We start from the raw sequence: 17,238 nt of genomic DNA on the forward strand, positions 1-17,238 counted from the left end.
TTGTCAGTTTGGAATATAGTTGAGTCAGTAATTCGCCATCACCTCAATTTGGAGCCGTTCTCATGTCCAATTCCTCTCATCGCCCTCATGGAAAAGAATTATTGCTGGCTGCATTGCGCCATGAAGCTCCGGGTGCCATTCCCTGGGTGCCTTTCGCCGGAGTCCACGCCGGAAAGCTACGCGGGTTTTCTGCGCTGGAGGTGCTCCAGCAACCAGAAAAATTGCTTGAGGCTCTGCTGGCTGTGAACGAGCTTTATGACCCCGATGGTCAACCGGTGCTTTTTGACCTGCAAGTAGAGGCGGAAATTTTAGGATGCGAGCTGGCCTGGGCGCCGTTTGCGCCGCCAAGTGTGGTTTCTCATCCCCTCGAAACCCGCCTGGAGCTTCCCAAACACCTCCCGGAGCCCGATGAGGGGCGCCTCCCGATGATTCTGGAGACCATGCGAAAAATGAAGGAGATGGTTGGGGAGAAAACGGCGCTCTACGGGTTAATTTGCGGCCCGATGACGCTGGCTTCGCATCTCCGGGGAACCGAAATTTTCATGGATACCTTCGATCATCCGGATTTTCTGGAGGGGTTGATTGGCTATTGCCGCGATGTCAATTTGCGTATGGCTGAGCTATATCACCAGGCCGGGATGGATGTGATCGCGGTTGTTGACCCGGTGGTTTCACAGGTATCTCCGCGCCATTTTAAACAATACCTCCTTAAGCCCTTTACCGAGGTGTTCCGGGCGATCAGACAGATGGGGGCTTATTCTTCCTTTTTCGTCTGTGGAGATGCGACCAAAAACCTTGAGTGGATGTGCCAGACCGCGCCCGATTCTATTTCGGTGGATGAGAATATCCATTTACCGACAGCCAGAGAAATCACCGAGCGTTACAACATTGTGATCGGTGGGAATATCCCCCTGACGACCTGTATGTTGCTGGGTACGCAACAGGATAATATGAAATATGTCGTCGATTTGCTGGAACGGTTGGGGGCCATTGACGGGATAGACACGTTCAAGAACTTTATTCTTGCACCGGGCTGTGATATGCCCTACGATACTCCTGTTGAGAATACCGTGGCAGTGGTTCAGGCGGTGCGTGATCCTGCCACCACCCGACGCATGCTTGCCAATTATGAAAGCCACACTTTCGATCTGGAAGTGACTCTGCCCGATTACAGTCGTCTGGAAAAACCACTGGTTGAAGTGTTTACGCTGGACTCGGATACCTGCGCGGCCTGCGGGTATATGCTCAGTGCGGCCCGCCGGGCTGTAGAGTCGCTCAATGGGCAGGTGGATCTGGTGGAATATAAATTTACCCGACCAGAGAATGTAGCCCGGATTAAAAAAATGGGGGTCAAGAACCTTCCATCGCTTTATATTAACGGCGAATTGAAGTATTCATCGATCATTCCGGGAAACCGCGAACTTCTGGAGGCGATTCGACAGGTGATGCGATGAAACTACACCTGGTAGGTGGATTTTTAGGGAGCGGTAAGACGACAGCCATCATTCAGGCGTGTAAACGGTTGCTGCGAACCGGCCGAAGGGTAGGGGTGGTTACCAACGACCAGGGAAAATTCCTGGTGGATACGGCATTTTTCCGCCTGGAAGATGTGCCCGCCGTAGAAGTGGCCGGGGGATGCTTTTGTTGCCATTATGTTGACCTGGAGCAGAAACTGGGCGAATTGATGGGTAGCATTCGGCCAGACGTAATCTTTGCCGAAGCGGTGGGTTCGTGTGCCGACCTGGTGGCAACGGTTCTCAAGCCACTGGCGCAGTTTCGGGCGTCAGAGTTGGCTCCCACCAGTCTGAGTGTTTTTACTGACGCGCGATTACTGCTCCACTTTTTACGCGGAGATGCAATGCCCTTCAGTGACGAGGTCGTTTATATTTTCGAGAAGCAGATTGAAGAGGCTGGCCTGGTAGTGATTAATAAAATGGATTTACTTACACCGCAAGCCATGGTCGAGGTGCAAGGTTTATTCGGTCGAGCTTATCCTGAGAAGAATGCCATCATGCAAAATTCCCTGGCGGAAGATGGCGTGCAGGCCTGGCTTGATTGGCTGGACTTACAGGCTGAGCCCAGGATGGGTGCAACATTGGACATAGATTATCTGCGTTACGGTGAAGGGGAGGCCAGGCTTGCCTGGTATGATGCACAGGTGCATCTGGTTGTCTCGGATGGCGACGCGTCGGTTGGCGTAAAAACACTCATTGCGACGGTTCTGGAGGAGCTGGAAGCCTGCAAAGCCCGGGTGGGGCACCTTAAATGGATGATTGAGGGAGAGGCAGGGGGTGGTAAACTGAGTTTTCTGTCTCTTCCCGATCCAACCTGGGAACAAAGCCTGCCCGCCCGGATTGGCAGGCAGGCTCGTATTCTGATGAATGCGCGGGTTGAAATGAGCGCAGACGAATTACGCGCTCTATGCCGGAGGGCCTTCGAAAGATCAGGTGTTGCCGTGCAGGTGGAAGAAGAATCAGCGTTTCATCCTGGCCAACCCCGACCGACCCACCGCTTGATTTAGACCCTTATTTCTATTCGTTGCCCTGTTTCTGCCGATTCGATGGCGCTGAAGACCATGGCCAGGCTTTTAATGTTATCGGTGCAAATTGTCTCCGGGAGGCGGTTATTCTCAAGACACTCAAAGAAATCTCGAATTTGCCCCGCATGCCCCCCGGTTTTTTCTGTGGCGTTCCATGGAGCAGGTTCTACTTCTTCCCATTCAGAAAAGAACCCCCCGGTTTTCTTTACTCTTTGAACGCGGATGGTTTCTTCACCATCCCAGAGAATGGATCCCCGGGTGCCGATGATCCGCCAGGCCGCGTTCCATGAGGTGTTCAGCCCTTCGGCGCACCAGCTTCCATGATACCCGTAGTGAATGCCCTCGCTCATTTCGAAAATGGCATCCGCAGACGCGTCGTGATCATACCAGGAGCCAGCCGGGTTCCATTCATGGCAGAAAGCAGTCAGCGGGTCGGCTCCGGCGAGGAAACGGGCGGCATCAAAGGTGTGAATGGCCATATCGAGCAAAAGCACGTGGCGCATTCGGTCGCGGAACCCCCCAAAGTGGGCGCCGATGAAGAAATCGCTGTAGAGGGTGGTTATCTGGCCGATACTGCCGGTCTCAATGAGTTGGCGGACGCGTCGGATGTTGGCGTCATATCGCCGATTCTGGATCACTGCAAAAATTTTTCCGGCTTTTTGTGCGGCATCGACCATTTCGCGGGCGTGAGCCATGGTATCGGCGAGAGGTTTTTCTCCCAGTACATGGCACCCATGCTGTAAAGCTGTGAGGGTTACTGAATAATGGGCTTCGGGCACGGCGCAATCAAAGACGACATCGGGGGAGGTACGCTTCAGGGTGGCAGCGAGATCGTCCGAAAGAAGGGCAGTTTCCAGGCCGTATTCCTGAGCCCGCTTTTGCGCCGCTTCTGGATGGATATCTACCAGTCCGACGATTTTGATGTGAGGGAGGTTCTTCAGGGCATCGAGCCAGGCGCGGCTGATCCCCCCGCATCCGGCCAGAACGACTTTCCAGGTGGTGGGTGGCATCATGGGTACTCCGAAGTGAGGTGAAAGTTCCAGGGGTGGAATGAGCTTAATCAACGATCCCTTTACGGCGTTTGAAGTCTTCGAGAATGGTTGCGGTGGCGGTAGCCCCACAGCGGGTACAGCCGGCTTCCATCACTTCAAGGAGGGCATCGAGGGTGCGCACGCCGCCGGCAGCCTTTACCTGCACCTGAGGCCCGACGGAAGCCCGCATTAACCGCAGGTCGGCGAGGGTTGCGCCAGAAGGGGCAAAGCCGGTGGAAGTTTTCACCCAGTCGGCACCGGCCTCTTCGCAGAGGCGACAGGCCGTAACCTTTTGCTCGTCGGTGAGGTAGGCATTTTCGAGGATGACTTTCACTTTTACTCCCCGGGCATGAGCCACTTCCACCACGGCGCATATATCCTCCCGGACGAAATCCACGTGACCTGAACGGAGTTCACCAATATTGAGTACCATATCAAGTTCACGGGCGCCCTGCTCGATGGCCTGCCGGGCTTCAAAAACTTTCACGTCGGTGGTTTGACCGCCATGGGGAAAGCCGATGACCGTAGTGACGAGCACATTCGATCCCTGAAGAATGCGGGCCGCCAGTGCAACGTAGCATGGTTTAACGCACACGGTGGCTACCCGGTAACGACGAGCCAGTTCACAGCCAGCTATGGTCTCATCGGCGGTTAGTTCAGGTCTCAACAGTGAATGGTCAATCATCCCGGCGACCTGTTCATAGGAAAGGTTTTGAATGTCAAGGGCCATACTTTACCTCAAAGAATGTATCATCAGTCGCGTATTGCTTCAGTTTTTACCCAGTCTACGAGGTCGTCCACGTGGGTAAACGCCATAGCCGTTACCGTGTCAGCGGCACCATAGTAAATGGCCATTCGCCCTGTGGCTCCATCCACCAATGCGGCACATGGAAAGACAACGTTGGGTACATCACCCACACACTCATAAAGCATCTGGGGAGAGAGCAGATAGGGAGCGGCACGGTAGATTACCTTCCAGGGTTGTTCCAGGTCGAGGAGCACAGCGCTCATACTGTAAACAAACCCGTTACAGCTTGTAAGCACCCCATGATAGATCAAAAGCCAGCCTTCGCTGGTTTCGATAGGGGTAGGGCCAGCACCCACTTTGGTATAACACCAGGTGCCTGGCCCGAGCACCCAGCGATGATGTCCCCAGTGCACCATATCCGGGCTTTCGCTGTAATAGATATCTCCAAAGGGGGTGTGTCCGTTGTCACTGGGGCGGCTGAACATGGCGTATTTTCCACGAATCTTTCGCGGGAAAAGGACGCCATTCCGGTTGAATGGGAGGAAAGCGTTTTCGATCTGATAGAAAGCTTCAAAATCATAGGTGTAGCCAATGCCAATGGTTGGGCCATGATACCCGTTACACCAGGTCACCCAGTAACGGTCTTCGCACCAGCACACGCGGGGATCGTACCGGTACTGAAAACGGCCGATCTCGGGATCGTCGCATAGAAACTGGATGGGTTGATGGTCGATATTCCAGGCCAGCCCGTCTTTGGAGAAACCCCGGTAGATGTTCATCACCCGGCGGGTATCATCTATCCGGAATACACCTGCAAATTCCCCCCGGAATGGGATCACGGCGCTGTTGAAAATACTGTTGGCGCGCGGGATGAGATTTCGCGGGATGACCGGATTTTTGGAGTAACGCCAGATGACACTATTGCTTCCGGCGGGGGGCTCTTCCCAGGGCAGGTTGGGTATCGGAGGGAGGTTGGTGTATCGGGTTGGCATAGCTTTTCTCCTGGCAAACAGCTTGAGATTGAGGGGATATATCGGGTTGCGTCATCCATAGTTTACCAGCGTTTCTTTTTTTACAGTAACCCTGAGGAATTGAACGGAGAAAGAGAGCCCCCTGAAAAGATTACAGGCCGCTGGAAGGCGGCCTGTTGCAATGGGTAGAACGATAAAAAATCTAGGAAAGTCGGATAACGGCATCCAGATTATGCGGGCGATCGGGGTCAAGACCTTTAACCATGGATCGCCAGTAGGCGAACAGCTGACCAACCGGAAGGTAGAGGATATTACGGAGTGGTTCGGCTACGGAGGTGTTGAAGCGAACATCAGCGTCGGTGTTATCCATACACAAAATTTGGCCGCCGAGGGCTTTCATATCGTTGAGAACGGCCTGTTCGTAGGTGCGCTGTGACTCAGAGCGCAAGCCGATAATCAAAGATGATTCGGAGACCATAGATTTTGGGCCATGGCGGAATTCCATGAAGTGGAAAGGTTCGCTATGGCTGAGGGACATTTCCTTCATCTTCAGGCTCAATTCACAGGCTAAACCATACCGGGAACCAGAACCGAGGAAGTAAAACCGATCCAGCCCCATGTTGCTGGCGGTCTGCTCTGCCAGGGGGGCGAACTGATCGAGCAATTTCTGGCAGGTTTCTGGCAGCTGGTGAAGCTCATTCATGGAGTGCTTGAGGTCGCCCCATTGCAGGCAAAGCCAGGTGCTTGCCAGGTAAAGAGAAGTAAACGCACGAGTCTGGCAAAAGCTGGTCTCCTGCCCGGCGGGGAGAAGAATATTGACATCTCCCATGGTTGCGAGGGGGCTCTCTGGGACGTTCACCAGGGTGATGAGCTGGCCGGAGTGGTGTTTGCGAAATGCTTCGCAGGCGTGCAGGGTTTCGCTGGTTTCACCCGAACGGCTGACCGCAACGAGAAGCGTCCGCAATCCCTGCGGGTAGGCCTGTGCGGGGTTTAACCAGACCTCCGAGGCAGGCAGGGCACGCGCCAGACGACCCGTCAGTTCGGTGTAGAGAGCGGCAGCGGCCAGAGAAAGGTAGTAGGTAGAGCCGCAGCCGGTAAACAGAACCTGGTCATACTGCCGGGCATCGGGCAGATCGGTCACACTGCTCAGATCGGAGAGGGTTTTTTCCCAGGTTTCAGGTTGTGAAAGAATTTCTTGCAAGGTGTGGACGCCACGTTCGGTCATTGGAGTACTCCTTAGGGTAGTGTAGAAAGCTGGAATAAACGTAATGCATTCTGGTGGTAGACCTTTTTAAGTACATCATCCGGCAGATAGATTCCGTAAATATTCCAGCGCCCCTGCCCTGGAATATCCCCCGGATCATAGCGAAAATATTCGTCCTCGGTTTCCAGGAACCGATAATAGATGCGTGTCCCTTCGGGGTTGGGGCCGATATCTGTCCCAAAGAGAATGCGATCGGCATGTTTCAGGAAGAAACGGCGCGATGAATAGGGCTGACGGCCAAGTTCGCTGATGCGTGCGGCGATATCGACATAAAGGTTGGGGCAACGCTCGAGGAGCTGGCTGACCCAGGCAAGGTTTTCGGAATAACAACCCACATGGGCCCCGATGAAGGTCGTTCTGGGGTGGGCGGTTACCAGAGCGGCAAAGTCTTCAAGGATTGAGAGGAACGGTGGGAACGGCGGGCTGGTGAAAGCCCAATCAGGGTTTTGCTGAAGCTCTTCCCAGCGTTCGTTGGTTTCATCGATCGGATCGAAGAAGGCAACCGGATCGGCGACGTGAATCAAGACTGGTAACTGGTATTCAGCGGCGGTTTCCCAGAGAGGAGAAAGCCGCGGATCGTTCACCCGTACCCGTTCTCCATGCTGGTCTGTCACGTGCAGCCCAAAATTTTTCCAGATTTTTAACCCCTGCGCTCCCCATGCAACCTGCTGGCGGAAGCGAGCAGCTGCCCACTCACCGAATCGATCTCCATGTTCTGGCCATTGAGACCAGTCAACTCCGCCAAAATGAATAAACCGTTCCGGAGCAGTGGCTTTGTATCGGTCGAGATGCCGACGAAGAATTTCTTCTCCCCATCCGCCATCCAGGTCAACATAGACGCGAATATCCACCTCGTCCAGCTGATCGAGAATGGCAGAGACGGGCATACTCGCGAGGTGGGGGAAAAGATTATCCAGATGATTATGGGCATCGACCACGGGAAAACGTGGGCGCTGGGTGAGGGTTTGCGGAGTAACCAGTTTGGGAATCGGTTTATAATCCTGAAGTTGCATCGTTTCCTCTTTTACAGGGGGGCCACCTCAACCCGGAGGCCCTGATCACGCAGAGAAGCAAGGAACGAGGATGGGGTGGAAGCATCGGTAATTAAAAGATGAACGGCATCCAGGGATGCCACAAACGCGCCAGCAATGCGACCCATTTTGGTGTGATCTGCCAGGATAACAACCTGTTTACCGATGCGTAAAATGGCGCGGTCGGTAAGAGTCTCAGGAAGATAATCGTTGGTCAGGCCGTGTTGCAGGTCGATGGCGCGAATGCCCATAAAGACACGGTCAGCACGCACTTCAACCAGGGCCTGTTCGGTGATATGCCCGATGAAGGAAAGCTCTTCAGGCCGAAAACTACCCCCTAAAACAATCAGGTTGATGTGCGGTTCTCCGGCGAGGGTGTTGATGACAGGCAGAGAATTGGTGATCACCGTCAGGTGTCTTTCGTGGAGCTGTTCTGCCAGGCAGTGTACCGTTGTGCCACTGCCCAGGAAAATGGTTTCACCGTCCTGAATCAGACTGGCGGCGAGCCGGGCAATGGCCAATTTCTCTTCTCGTTGTTCGTTTGCCCGTGTGGGGAGGGGGAGTTCGCGCGGTGCACTTGGGGTGGCAATGGCTCCACCATGGACGCGCTGAACCAGATGCCTGTCAGCCAGAGATTCCAGGTCGCGGCGGGCAGTAGCCTCGCTCACCCCGAACAGCGATGCGATTTCGCCCACCGTGATACGCTGTTTTTGGGCGATCAGGTCCACAATCTGCAATTGGCGTTCGGTAATCGAGAGAGAATGGGCTTGATTCACGGTTGTACCAGTGATTGGAAGAGGTTATGAAAATTATATCATTAATTCAATCAAAGAATGTCAAAAACGAGCGTAATTTTATGCAATTTTTTGAGGGTTTGGTTTCCGAAAATACCCCGGATGGGGCATGGACGCATGCATGAGGTTTTTTTATAATGCCTGCAAGGTATCTTTATGTATTATAAATAAAGAAGAACCAGTCCAATCAGAAGTGTTTTTCAACCCGGAGTGGTTGGTTCGAGTGGATCGCTGGAATGGGCATGCAACCCGATGACTCTCTTTCTCGCTTTTCGGATGATGATCTGGAAACGCGCCTGCTGAATGCGCTTGCCAATCTCAACCGAATTGGCAGTACGATTAACCGTATTGGCAGTGGTAATGCGGTGGATGAACGCACTGCCCTTCGAATGATCGTTGAAGGCGCCACCCAGGTGGTGCCGGGAGCTTCGGCGGTAATCTATGCTTACGATAGCCGGATGCGGGTTTTTGTGCCCGAGTCCAGGGTATCGGCAGGCGAGCTGGCAAAGGGAGTGCCAGGTGAACAGCCCCGGCCGGATGGTATGGGCTGGCGGGCAATTCAACAACGGCAGCGCGTCCTTTCGTACGAAGAGCCTCATTTTGATATCGATCCGGTCAAGGCCAGGGCCGGTGCCCGGGTGGTGGCCTGCTTCCCGCTGGTAGTGGCTGAGGAACCCCTGGGAGTTCTGTACGTTTACCTGGCTGAAGAGCGCCCCTTTACTGGTATGGAATTGTTAATGCTGGAAAACTTTGTGAATCAGGCGGGGATGGCCATTTTCCAGATTCAACGCATGGCTGAAGTAAGCCGGTATTTGATGCGTAAGGAAGAGGAATTGGAACGCCTTCGACGCGCCGGATTGATTATTTCATCGCGGTTAGGGTTGAAAGAAACGCTGGAAGCTATCCTGGAAATGGCGCTGGAAGTCACTTCGGCACAATATGGGATTTTCCGCCTGCTTGAAGGCGGCGGCTCCCGGCTGGTGACTAAAGCGGTGGCCGGGGCTGGCCTGGGACACCCGTATACACAGACCCTGGCGATCGATTCGCCTTCGATCAGTATGTGGGTGGTGCAAAACCGTCAACCGGTTCTGATTTCTGACCTGACAGAAGAGCCATGGTCTTCCATTTATTTTCCGCTGGATGCCAATGTGAGGATGCAATCGGAGCTGGCAGTGCCTTTGATCAGCGCAAGCGGGCGGGTGCTGGGGGTACTCAATCTGGAAAGTCCCTATAAAAATGCATTTTCCGACGATGACCGAATCCTCCTGCAATCTTTCGCCACCCAGGCTGTCATCGCCATTCAGGAAGTCCGCCTGTTGGATGCCGTGCAGGAAATTCCGCAACTTTTACTGACCCGCACTCGCGATGAGGTGCTTGACCGCCTGGCTAGCCTGGCCTGCGATTTACTCAATGCGGCTTCTTCTGGAATCTGGCTGGTTGGAGAAAATGGTGCTGATCTGGTTGCCGGTGCGCGAAACGAGGCGGAAAATACCTTCCTCCACGCGAAGGAATGTTCTGAGTTACGGGCGTTTCTTACCGATGAGGTGGTCCTGATTCCACGCTGGCGATTACCAGAGTCACTGGCCAGGGGACTTTTTGAGGAAGGAAGCTGGAATTTTGTCTGGCTGGCTCCGCTTTCTTCTTCTCCTGATGATAAAAGCTGGGGATGGTTTGCCGTTTTTGTTCTGCTGGAGGATGCCAGCCAGGGGGGAGAATGGGAAAAGAAAGTCATGGGAATGCTTGCCCACTTCAGCGGGATGGCCATTCTGTATGCGTCTCATCTGGAAGAGCTGCGGAAAACGCAGGAACAGCGTGCCGTTGCCGAAATGTTCGCGGCAGTGGGAGACCTGGCGACCAATCTGTTACACCAGCTCAATAACAAAGTAGGGACTATCCCGGTGCGGGTGCAGGGAATTCAGGACAAATGTGCCGACCTGCTGGCTGAAGATCGTTACCTGGCCAGTAATCTGGCGGAAATCGAGCGGAGTGCAATGGAGGCCATGCTGGCCGTGCGTGAGCACCTGATTCACCTTCACCCCATGCAAATTTCGCTGGTAAACCTGAAAGCGTGTGTAGACATGGCGCTGGAGTCAGTTAACCTTGGGTCGGGAATCCAGGTTGAAGAAAAAGGCCTGGCAGAGCTGCCTCAAATACCGGCAGCCCAGCAAAGTCTGAAGCTGGTGTTCTCCAACCTGCTGGAGAACGCCGCGCGGGCTATGGGCGGAAAGGGAAAGATCCTCATTCATGGCCAGCTCAGGGATGACTCAGTGCGGGTGCTGGTCACTGATTCCGGGCCGGGTATTCCCCCTGAGATGCATGACCGTATTTTTGATCTCAGTTATTCCAGTGGTCAGGAAGCACATGCCGGAAAACTGGGTTTCGGTTTATGGTGGGTGCGGGCCTTAATGATGCGGCTGGGAGGAAGTATCCGGGTGGAAAGTGACGGGAAGACTGGCACCACTTTTATCTTGCAATTTCCAAAAGCGGGTCAATGATGATGAGAAAACCACGCGCTCTGGTAGTGGATGACGATCGTTCGTGGCAGGAAATTCTCCGGGAAATCCTGGAAGATTCCGGCTGTGAGGTAGACACTGCGGCCAGCCTGGATGAGGCTCAGAGACTGATGGCTGTGCCGCATCGGGTTGCCGTGGTCGATCTGGCGCTTCATGAGCGAGATCATCACAACCGGGATGGTTTGATGGTTTTAAAACTCCTTCGCGAACATGATCCGGGTTGTTCGGCGATACTTTTGACGGGGTATGCCACCGTGGAGCTTGCAGTCAGCGCCATTCGCCAGTATGGGGCGGAGAATGTTCTCCGAAAAGAGGTTTTCACCCGGGGTGAGCTTAAGAAATTGCTTCTGTCTATTTTCTCAGCCGAGGAGAAAAAGCCAGAAGACACGAAGCCCACTGTGACGCTCCCTCAACTGTTGAAGGTGAACCGCGAAGCCAGGATCCTGTTGGTCGAAGATGATCAGAGCTGGCAGGACATTCTTTCAGAACTGCTGGGTGAGAGTGGCTTTCAGGTGCGGGCGTGTCGGAGTTTTGGTGAGGCGCTCGGCTGTTTACGCCGTGAGCGGTATCAACTGGCTATTATTGATTTAAGCCTGAGCCATGCTTCAGGAGGGGGGGGAATTGGCGCTACACGCCCGGAAGACCTGGAAGGATATCGGCTGCTACTGGGTTTTCAGGGTGGAGGAACACCGGTCATCGTGTTAAGTGGAATGACAGATCCGGTGCTCATCGAACAAACCTTTGCCCGTCCTCAGGTCTTTGCGTATCTTGAAAAACAGTCTTTTCATCGAAAAGTCTTCCTCCGGACAGTTCACGAGGCGCTCCAGCAAAAGGGGCCACCGGCAGAGTTCGAGAAATTAACCGAACGTGAGCGCGAAGTATTGGAATTGCTGGCCGAAGGGAAAACGAATAAGGAAATAGCCGAAGCCCTGGTTATCACTACCAATACTGTGAAACGTCACTTGAAATCTATTTTTGCTAAATTAGAGATCCACACCCGGGCGGCAGCGGTGGCTCGCATTAAGGGTGAGACATAGGCGATCGTCCATTCGATCTTCAGCAATCGATCGAGGAACACACTATAATAAAACGCGATGGTAAGGGTATCGCGCTGGATGATGGGTTTAAAGATTCTCCTGCCTTTGTTATTTCTGGCGGGTATAAATCTGGCTCCTGTGGAGTTTGCCATCGCCGAGACTCTGGAACAGGCGCGGGTGGCTGAGGTCGACGATCAGCCTGTTCTGGCAATGATCCGCTACCGCGAGGCTCTCGAACGACACCCCTGGGAGAGAGACCTGTGGGAACATTTAGGGCGAATGGCGCTGATAGCAGGAGCCCCGGAGGAGGCCATTCACGCTTTTGAACAGGCTGACCGGTTGTTTCCATTATCTCCGGACACTCGAAAACTTCTTGCCGACGCTTACGAAAGCTGTGGCCGATATGAAGATGCCGCACGGCAGTGGGCAGAAGTGGCCGCGGTTCAACCCACAGCAGAAAATTATGCTCACCTCAGTGATGCCTGGCAAAAGGCAGGGAGGCTATCTGAGGCAGTGCAAGCCTTGAGGCGCTGGCGTGAGATAGACCCGAAGAACGGGCTCGCAGCTTACCGGCTGGCGCTGGATGTATCGATCTCCGATTTAGACGAAGCCCTTAATCTGGTTAAAGAAGCGGCCCGGCTGGATCAGGCTTTCCAGGAAGGAATGAAGGTGTTAGAGCGGGTTGGGTCGCTTTCCAGTTTAGACGATGATCCAGCGTATCGACTCACCTTGCTGGGCAGAGCGCTTGGGGAGTTGAACGAGTGGGCTCTGGCGGAACGGGCACTCACGGAGGCCGTGCATCAAAACCCGGATTATGCCGAAGCCTGGGCACTTTTAGGGGAGACACGGTACCATACCGGGGGCGATGGCAGGGTTGAGCTGGAAAAAGCTCTGGAGTTGAACCCTTCATCGGTGCTTGGGCGGGTGCTCATGGCGTTTTACTGGAGCCGAAAAGGCGACTGGCAACAGGCGATTGACCAGATGGCGATCGCCGCTCGTCTGGAACCAGCCCGGAGTATGTGGCGTGTGGAACTGGGAAATCTCTATGCCCAGAAAGGAGATTTACCTCAGGCTTTAATTGAATACCGCCGGGCGGTTGATCTTGACCCGAACAACCCTGCGGTGCTGGAGGCACTGGCGCAATTCTGCCTTACCTTTCAGGTGCAAGTGGAAGAAACTGGCCTGCCAGCCGCGCGGGAGGCCGTGAAACTGGATGATCAAAGTGCTCATGCGCGCGCGCTGTTAGGGGCACTGCTGGCAGCCACGGGGCATACGGAAGAAGCCGAAAAGGAGCTTGCCAGGGCGCTTGAGCTGGACGACCATCTGGCGGAGGCGCATTATTACCTGGGAAGCCTGTATCTGACCTGGCAGAGGATGGAACTGGCGCAGGAACACCTGTTTACTGCCAGTCGTCTTGATCCTCAGGGAAGATTCGGAATTCTGGCCAGCAGACTGCTCGCAAAGTATTTCCACGGAGAAGCGGATGAAAATGGATCTCCCTGAATGGAGAAACGGGCATAAGGTATGGGAATGTCACCATCCACACGCATGAGAGGTTGGAGCCTGGTGTGCATCTTCCTGGTGAGCTGTGGCTTTCCCTTATGGATGGCGGGGGAGGTTACCCCATCGCCGGTAGCAAAGGGAGAAATCCTGTTTGAGGATGATTTTAACCACGTTCCGTCAGGATGGGGGATCAGTGACTCGCCAGACGCGGTGGTTTCGTATGAACAGGGGGGACTGCGGTTGCTGGTTCGGGAAGCGGGCAAAAATATCTGGTCGGTTGCCGGCCAGCGGTTCTCTGACGTGCGGATAGAAGTGGCGATCAGACAGGTGGCCGGGCCGGAAGATAATCTGATGGGGATCATTTGCCGGTATCGAAATCGAGAGAATTTTTACATGATGTTTGTCAGCCGGGATGGGTATTATGGGATGGGTAAGGTGGTCGATTCTACCTATACCCTGTTAGGCGCAGAACAGTTACAATATAGCTCCATGCTTCAAAGCTCGAGCTGGCCCCTTCGGCTGGTGGCTGAGTGCTCAGGGCATCGGTTGTCTCTCTCTGCGGGGGACAAACTGTTGATGGCCGCAGAGGATGATACCTTCGATCGCGGTGATGTAGGGGTGATCGCTGGAGCTTACCGGGAGGGTGGCGTGGATGTTTTGTTCGATAACTTTGTGGTACGTCAACCTTAAGGGTATATGAAAGTTTTTCTGGATTCTATTGGCTGCCGCCTGAATCAGAGTGAGATTGAAAAATTTGCCATGCAATTGCGGGCAGCAGGACATACGATTGTGGGTAGCGCTGCCGAAGCTGACTGGGTGGTTGTCAACACCTGTGCGGTTACGGCAGAGGCTGCGTCAGATTCCCGTCAGAAAGTGCGCCAGGCGGCACGTGCTGGTGTGCGGGATATTACAGTAACGGGGTGCTGGGCTACACTGGAACCTCAGGCCGCACTGGCTTTGCCAGGTGTAAAGCAGGTGGTAACGAACGAGCGCAAAGAGCATCTGGTTGCGGAACGTCTGGGGGTGCCATTATCAAAGTTTGACCTGGAACCCCTTGCCAGGGAGCCATTGCCGGGATTGCGTCAGCGGACACGGGCTTTTCTTAAGGTGCAGGATGGCTGTGATAACCATTGCACTTTTTGCGTCACCCGTCTGGCAAGGGGAAAGGGGCGGAGTCGGGGTCTCGAAGAGGTCTTAACGGATGCCCGAATGGCACAGGCCGGAGGGGTGAAAGAGATTGTTCTTACGGGTGTGCACCTTGGATCCTGGGGTCAGGACTTTTCCCCTTCGCTTCACCTCTATGACCTGGTGAGTGCATTGCTGGTAGAAACGAATCTACCGCGCATTCGCCTCTCTTCGCTTGAACCCTGGGACCTGGACGAGCGCTTTTTTTCTTTATGGCAAAACCCTCGGCTCTGCCGCCATTTGCATCTACCCTTGCAATCAGGGTGTGCTGAAACCCTGCGGCGGATGGCGCGGAAGACCTCCCCCGATTCGTTCATGCATCTGGTTGAGATGGCGCGTAAGGCGGTTCCGGAGATAGCCATTACCACCGATGTGATCGTGGGCTTCCCCGGAGAAAGCGAAGCAGAATTTCAGGAGAGCCTGGCTTTTGTCAGAGAGGTAGGATTCGCGGGGGGGCATGTGTTCAATTATTCTGCCCGGCCAGGCACCCCGGCCGCCCGATTACCCGGGGCAGTGCCTTCGGATATTCGAAGATACCGGAGCACTCAAATGCGCGAGGTATTCCAGGAGGCCTCCAAAAAATATGCCACGCAATTTATCGGAAAAGTGGTAGAAGTGCTGTGGGAATCTACCGATGGGATTGGGCCGAACGGCTGGCAGCTGCACGGTATGACTGACCACGCCCTGCGATTAAGCGCCCGGCATGGTCAGCCATTGTGGAATGAAATCAGCCGTGTCAGGGTGACCGGTTGGGCGGAAGATGGTTTGTCGGGTGAAATCCTCTGACAGGGATGGTTCCTGCGGGCGAGGGTGAATTTTAAAAAAGGAGTTTCACAGTGAAATTGATGGATTTACCATGGTGGCAGAAAGCGGTCTTTTATCAGATTTATCCGCGTAGCTTTGCAGATGGTAATGGAGATGGGATCGGAGATTTTCAGGGGATTCTTGCTAAGCTCGATTACCTGAAACACCTTGGGATTGATGCAATCTGGCTTTCTCCGCATTATCCATCTCCCCTGTTTGATTGTGGCTACGATGTGGCGGATTATTGCAGCGTGGCTCCGGAATATGGAACGCTGGAACTTTTTGAGCAGTTCCTGGAAGAAGCTCATCGCCGTGATCTCCGGGTGATCCTTGATCTGGTACTCAATCATACCTCTGACCAGCATCCCTGGTTCCTTGAATCGCGTTCCAGCCGCGATCATCCCAGGCGCGACTGGTATATTTGGCGGGATGGAAAAAATGGGGGACCACCCAATAACTGGTATTCAACCTTTGGGGGTTCAGCCTGGGAATATGATCCGGCCACGGACCAATACTATTACCACTTTTTCTTCAAACAACAGCCCGATCTGAATTGGCGAAACCCCGAAGTAAAAGCGGCGATGTGGGACGCGGTGCGCTTCTGGTTGAAAATGGGGGTGGATGGATTCCGGTTGGATGCTGTGGGTACCATCTTTGAGGTGGAGGATTTACGTGGTCAGAAAGCGCCAGTCTCGCATGATGAATTGCTGGTGATGAGTTACAAGGCCAAAACGCGTGAAGAGCAGGCACAAACCGAGCGCCTCTGGCACAGCATGTTTAAATATCAGGTTGACCTTCCTGAGGTGCACGATTTGATGAAGGAATTACGCCGGGTGGTCGACGAATTCCCCGGGCGAGTGCTGGTGGGCGAGACCGAAGATATTCGTTTTTATGGGAATGGCAGGGATGAACTGCATCTGAATTTTAATTTTCCCTTGATGGAAACCCGGCGTATCACCCCGGCGTGGGTGCGAAGGAACCAGCGTCGGCGCCTGAGTCGTTTGCCAGATGGGGCATGGCCGTGTAATACGCTGGGAAACCACGACAGTCCCCGCATGCTCAGCCGTTTTGGAGATGGAGAACATGACCGGGAGATTGCCCGGGTCAATCTGGCGTTGATCCTTACTCTGAAAGGCACACCCTTTCTTTACAATGGTGAAGAAATAGGAATGAGTGATTATCTGTTCACGGATGTATCCAAATTCCGTGACCAGCTTGGCATTTTTTATTACAACCTGCTCAAGAGCCATCCGGATCTGGTCGATCCGGAAGAAGCGGCTCTGATTGCTGCCCGGGGTGGGCGCGATAAGTGCCGTACACCTTTACAGTGGGAAAATACAGTCAATGCGGGGTTCTCGCCAGAGGGTGTTGAGCCCTGGTTGCCGGTCAACCCGGATTATGCTCAGGGGGTCAATGTGGCTGATCAGGAAGCAGATCAGGGTTCTTTATTGAATTTCTATCGAACCATGCTGCGCATACGACGGGAAAATCCCGCTCTGATGGCCGGAGAATATGAACCCTTAGGCACGGATGCCGCGTGCCTTTCTTTTCTGCGCATAGCCGAAGAGCAGACCTTGCTGGTGGTTCTCAATATGAGTGAGAAAAAGCGGAGGTTGAATCTAAAAGTTCCGGGTCAGATGGAACTGGTGTTTTCATCTCACCGCTCTCAGGGCACCGAGATGGTCTTTGAACCGTTTGAAGTTTTTCTTGCCGAACTCCGCGGAGTGCCGGAGAATCAGGCGTAACTTGAGAACAACGCGTTTACTCCCCACTGAAAAACCACCCCGCAGGGTGGTTTTTCAGTCAGCGGAAACAATC

At 54.0% G+C, this 17,238-nt stretch carries 14 protein-coding genes; 8 read left to right on the forward strand and 6 right to left on the reverse strand.

The window, feature by feature from the left end:
* Positions 1-62 precede the first annotated feature (62 nt).
* Together ATHL_RS03810 and ATHL_RS03815 are read left to right on the forward strand one after the other, a co-directional pair.
* A complete protein-coding gene (locus tag ATHL_RS03810; protein WP_062189967.1) occupies positions 63-1,454 on the forward strand; it encodes a uroporphyrinogen decarboxylase family protein in 1,392 nt (463 codons plus the stop codon).
* Positions 1,451-2,521, forward strand: a complete 1,071-nt coding sequence (locus tag ATHL_RS03815; protein WP_062189969.1) for a GTP-binding protein — start codon at positions 1,451-1,453, stop codon at positions 2,519-2,521. Before ATHL_RS03810 ends, ATHL_RS03815 begins: the two co-directional genes overlap by 4 nt.
* Here ATHL_RS03815 and ATHL_RS03820 read toward each other — a convergent pair.
* The 6 genes from ATHL_RS03820 to ATHL_RS03845 form a co-directional block, all read right to left on the reverse strand.
* Positions 2,518-3,552 carry a Gfo/Idh/MocA family protein gene (locus ATHL_RS03820; protein WP_201797928.1) on the reverse strand — a complete coding sequence of 345 codons (1,035 nt, stop codon included), beginning with the start codon at positions 3,550-3,552 and terminating at the stop codon, positions 2,518-2,520. The genes ATHL_RS03815 and ATHL_RS03820 overlap by 4 nt on opposite strands.
* A 43-nt stretch (positions 3,553-3,595) precedes the next feature.
* A complete protein-coding gene (gene deoC / locus ATHL_RS03825) occupies positions 3,596-4,300 on the reverse strand; it encodes a deoxyribose-phosphate aldolase (protein WP_062189973.1) in 705 nt (234 codons plus the stop codon).
* 23 nt (positions 4,301-4,323) lie between these two features.
* Entirely contained in the window at positions 4,324-5,310 is a 987-nt protein-coding gene (locus ATHL_RS03830; protein WP_062189975.1) for a glycoside hydrolase family 130 protein, read from the reverse strand.
* A 181-nt stretch (positions 5,311-5,491) separates the two neighbouring features.
* Positions 5,492-6,514 carry an SIS domain-containing protein gene (locus ATHL_RS03835; protein WP_062189977.1) on the reverse strand — a complete coding sequence of 341 codons (1,023 nt, stop codon included), beginning with the start codon at positions 6,512-6,514 and terminating at the stop codon, positions 5,492-5,494.
* Between the two features lie 11 nt (positions 6,515-6,525).
* Positions 6,526-7,566, reverse strand: a complete 1,041-nt coding sequence (locus ATHL_RS03840; RefSeq protein ID WP_062189979.1) for an amidohydrolase family protein — start codon at positions 7,564-7,566, stop codon at positions 6,526-6,528.
* A gap of 11 nt (positions 7,567-7,577) precedes the next feature.
* Entirely contained in the window at positions 7,578-8,360 is a 783-nt protein-coding gene (locus ATHL_RS03845; RefSeq protein ID WP_062189981.1) for a DeoR/GlpR family DNA-binding transcription regulator, read from the reverse strand.
* A gap of 260 nt (positions 8,361-8,620) precedes the next feature.
* Here ATHL_RS03845 and ATHL_RS03850 point away from each other — a divergent pair, with 260 nt between their 5' ends.
* Genes ATHL_RS03850 through ATHL_RS03875 form a run of 6 tightly spaced genes read left to right on the forward strand, consistent with a single transcriptional unit; the run spans position 8,621 to position 17,165 of the window.
* Entirely contained in the window at positions 8,621-10,873 is a 2,253-nt protein-coding gene (locus ATHL_RS03850) for a sensor histidine kinase (RefSeq protein ID WP_062189982.1), read from the forward strand.
* Positions 10,870-11,928 carry a response regulator gene (locus ATHL_RS03855; RefSeq protein ID WP_084001154.1) on the forward strand — a complete coding sequence of 353 codons (1,059 nt, stop codon included), beginning with the start codon at positions 10,870-10,872 and terminating at the stop codon, positions 11,926-11,928. Before ATHL_RS03850 ends, ATHL_RS03855 begins: the two co-directional genes overlap by 4 nt.
* Positions 11,929-11,985: 57 nt before the next feature.
* On the forward strand, positions 11,986-13,431 hold the full coding sequence (locus ATHL_RS03860; protein ID WP_062189987.1) for a tetratricopeptide repeat protein: 1,446 nt from the start codon (positions 11,986-11,988) through the stop codon (positions 13,429-13,431).
* Positions 13,432-13,458: 27 nt separating this feature from the next.
* Positions 13,459-14,121, forward strand: a complete 663-nt coding sequence (locus ATHL_RS03865) for a hypothetical protein (protein WP_062189988.1) — start codon at positions 13,459-13,461, stop codon at positions 14,119-14,121.
* 6 nt (positions 14,122-14,127) lie between these two features.
* A complete protein-coding gene (locus ATHL_RS03870; protein WP_062189990.1) occupies positions 14,128-15,402 on the forward strand; it encodes a MiaB/RimO family radical SAM methylthiotransferase in 1,275 nt (424 codons plus the stop codon).
* 59 nt (positions 15,403-15,461) lie between these two features.
* Entirely contained in the window at positions 15,462-17,165 is a 1,704-nt protein-coding gene (locus ATHL_RS03875; protein ID WP_062190117.1) for an alpha-glucosidase, read from the forward strand.
* Positions 17,166-17,238 lie beyond the last annotated feature (73 nt).

Origin of the sequence: Anaerolinea thermolimosa (assembly GCF_001050195.2) — a bacterium.
GTDB lineage: Bacteria > Chloroflexota > Anaerolineae > Anaerolineales > Anaerolineaceae > Anaerolinea > Anaerolinea thermolimosa.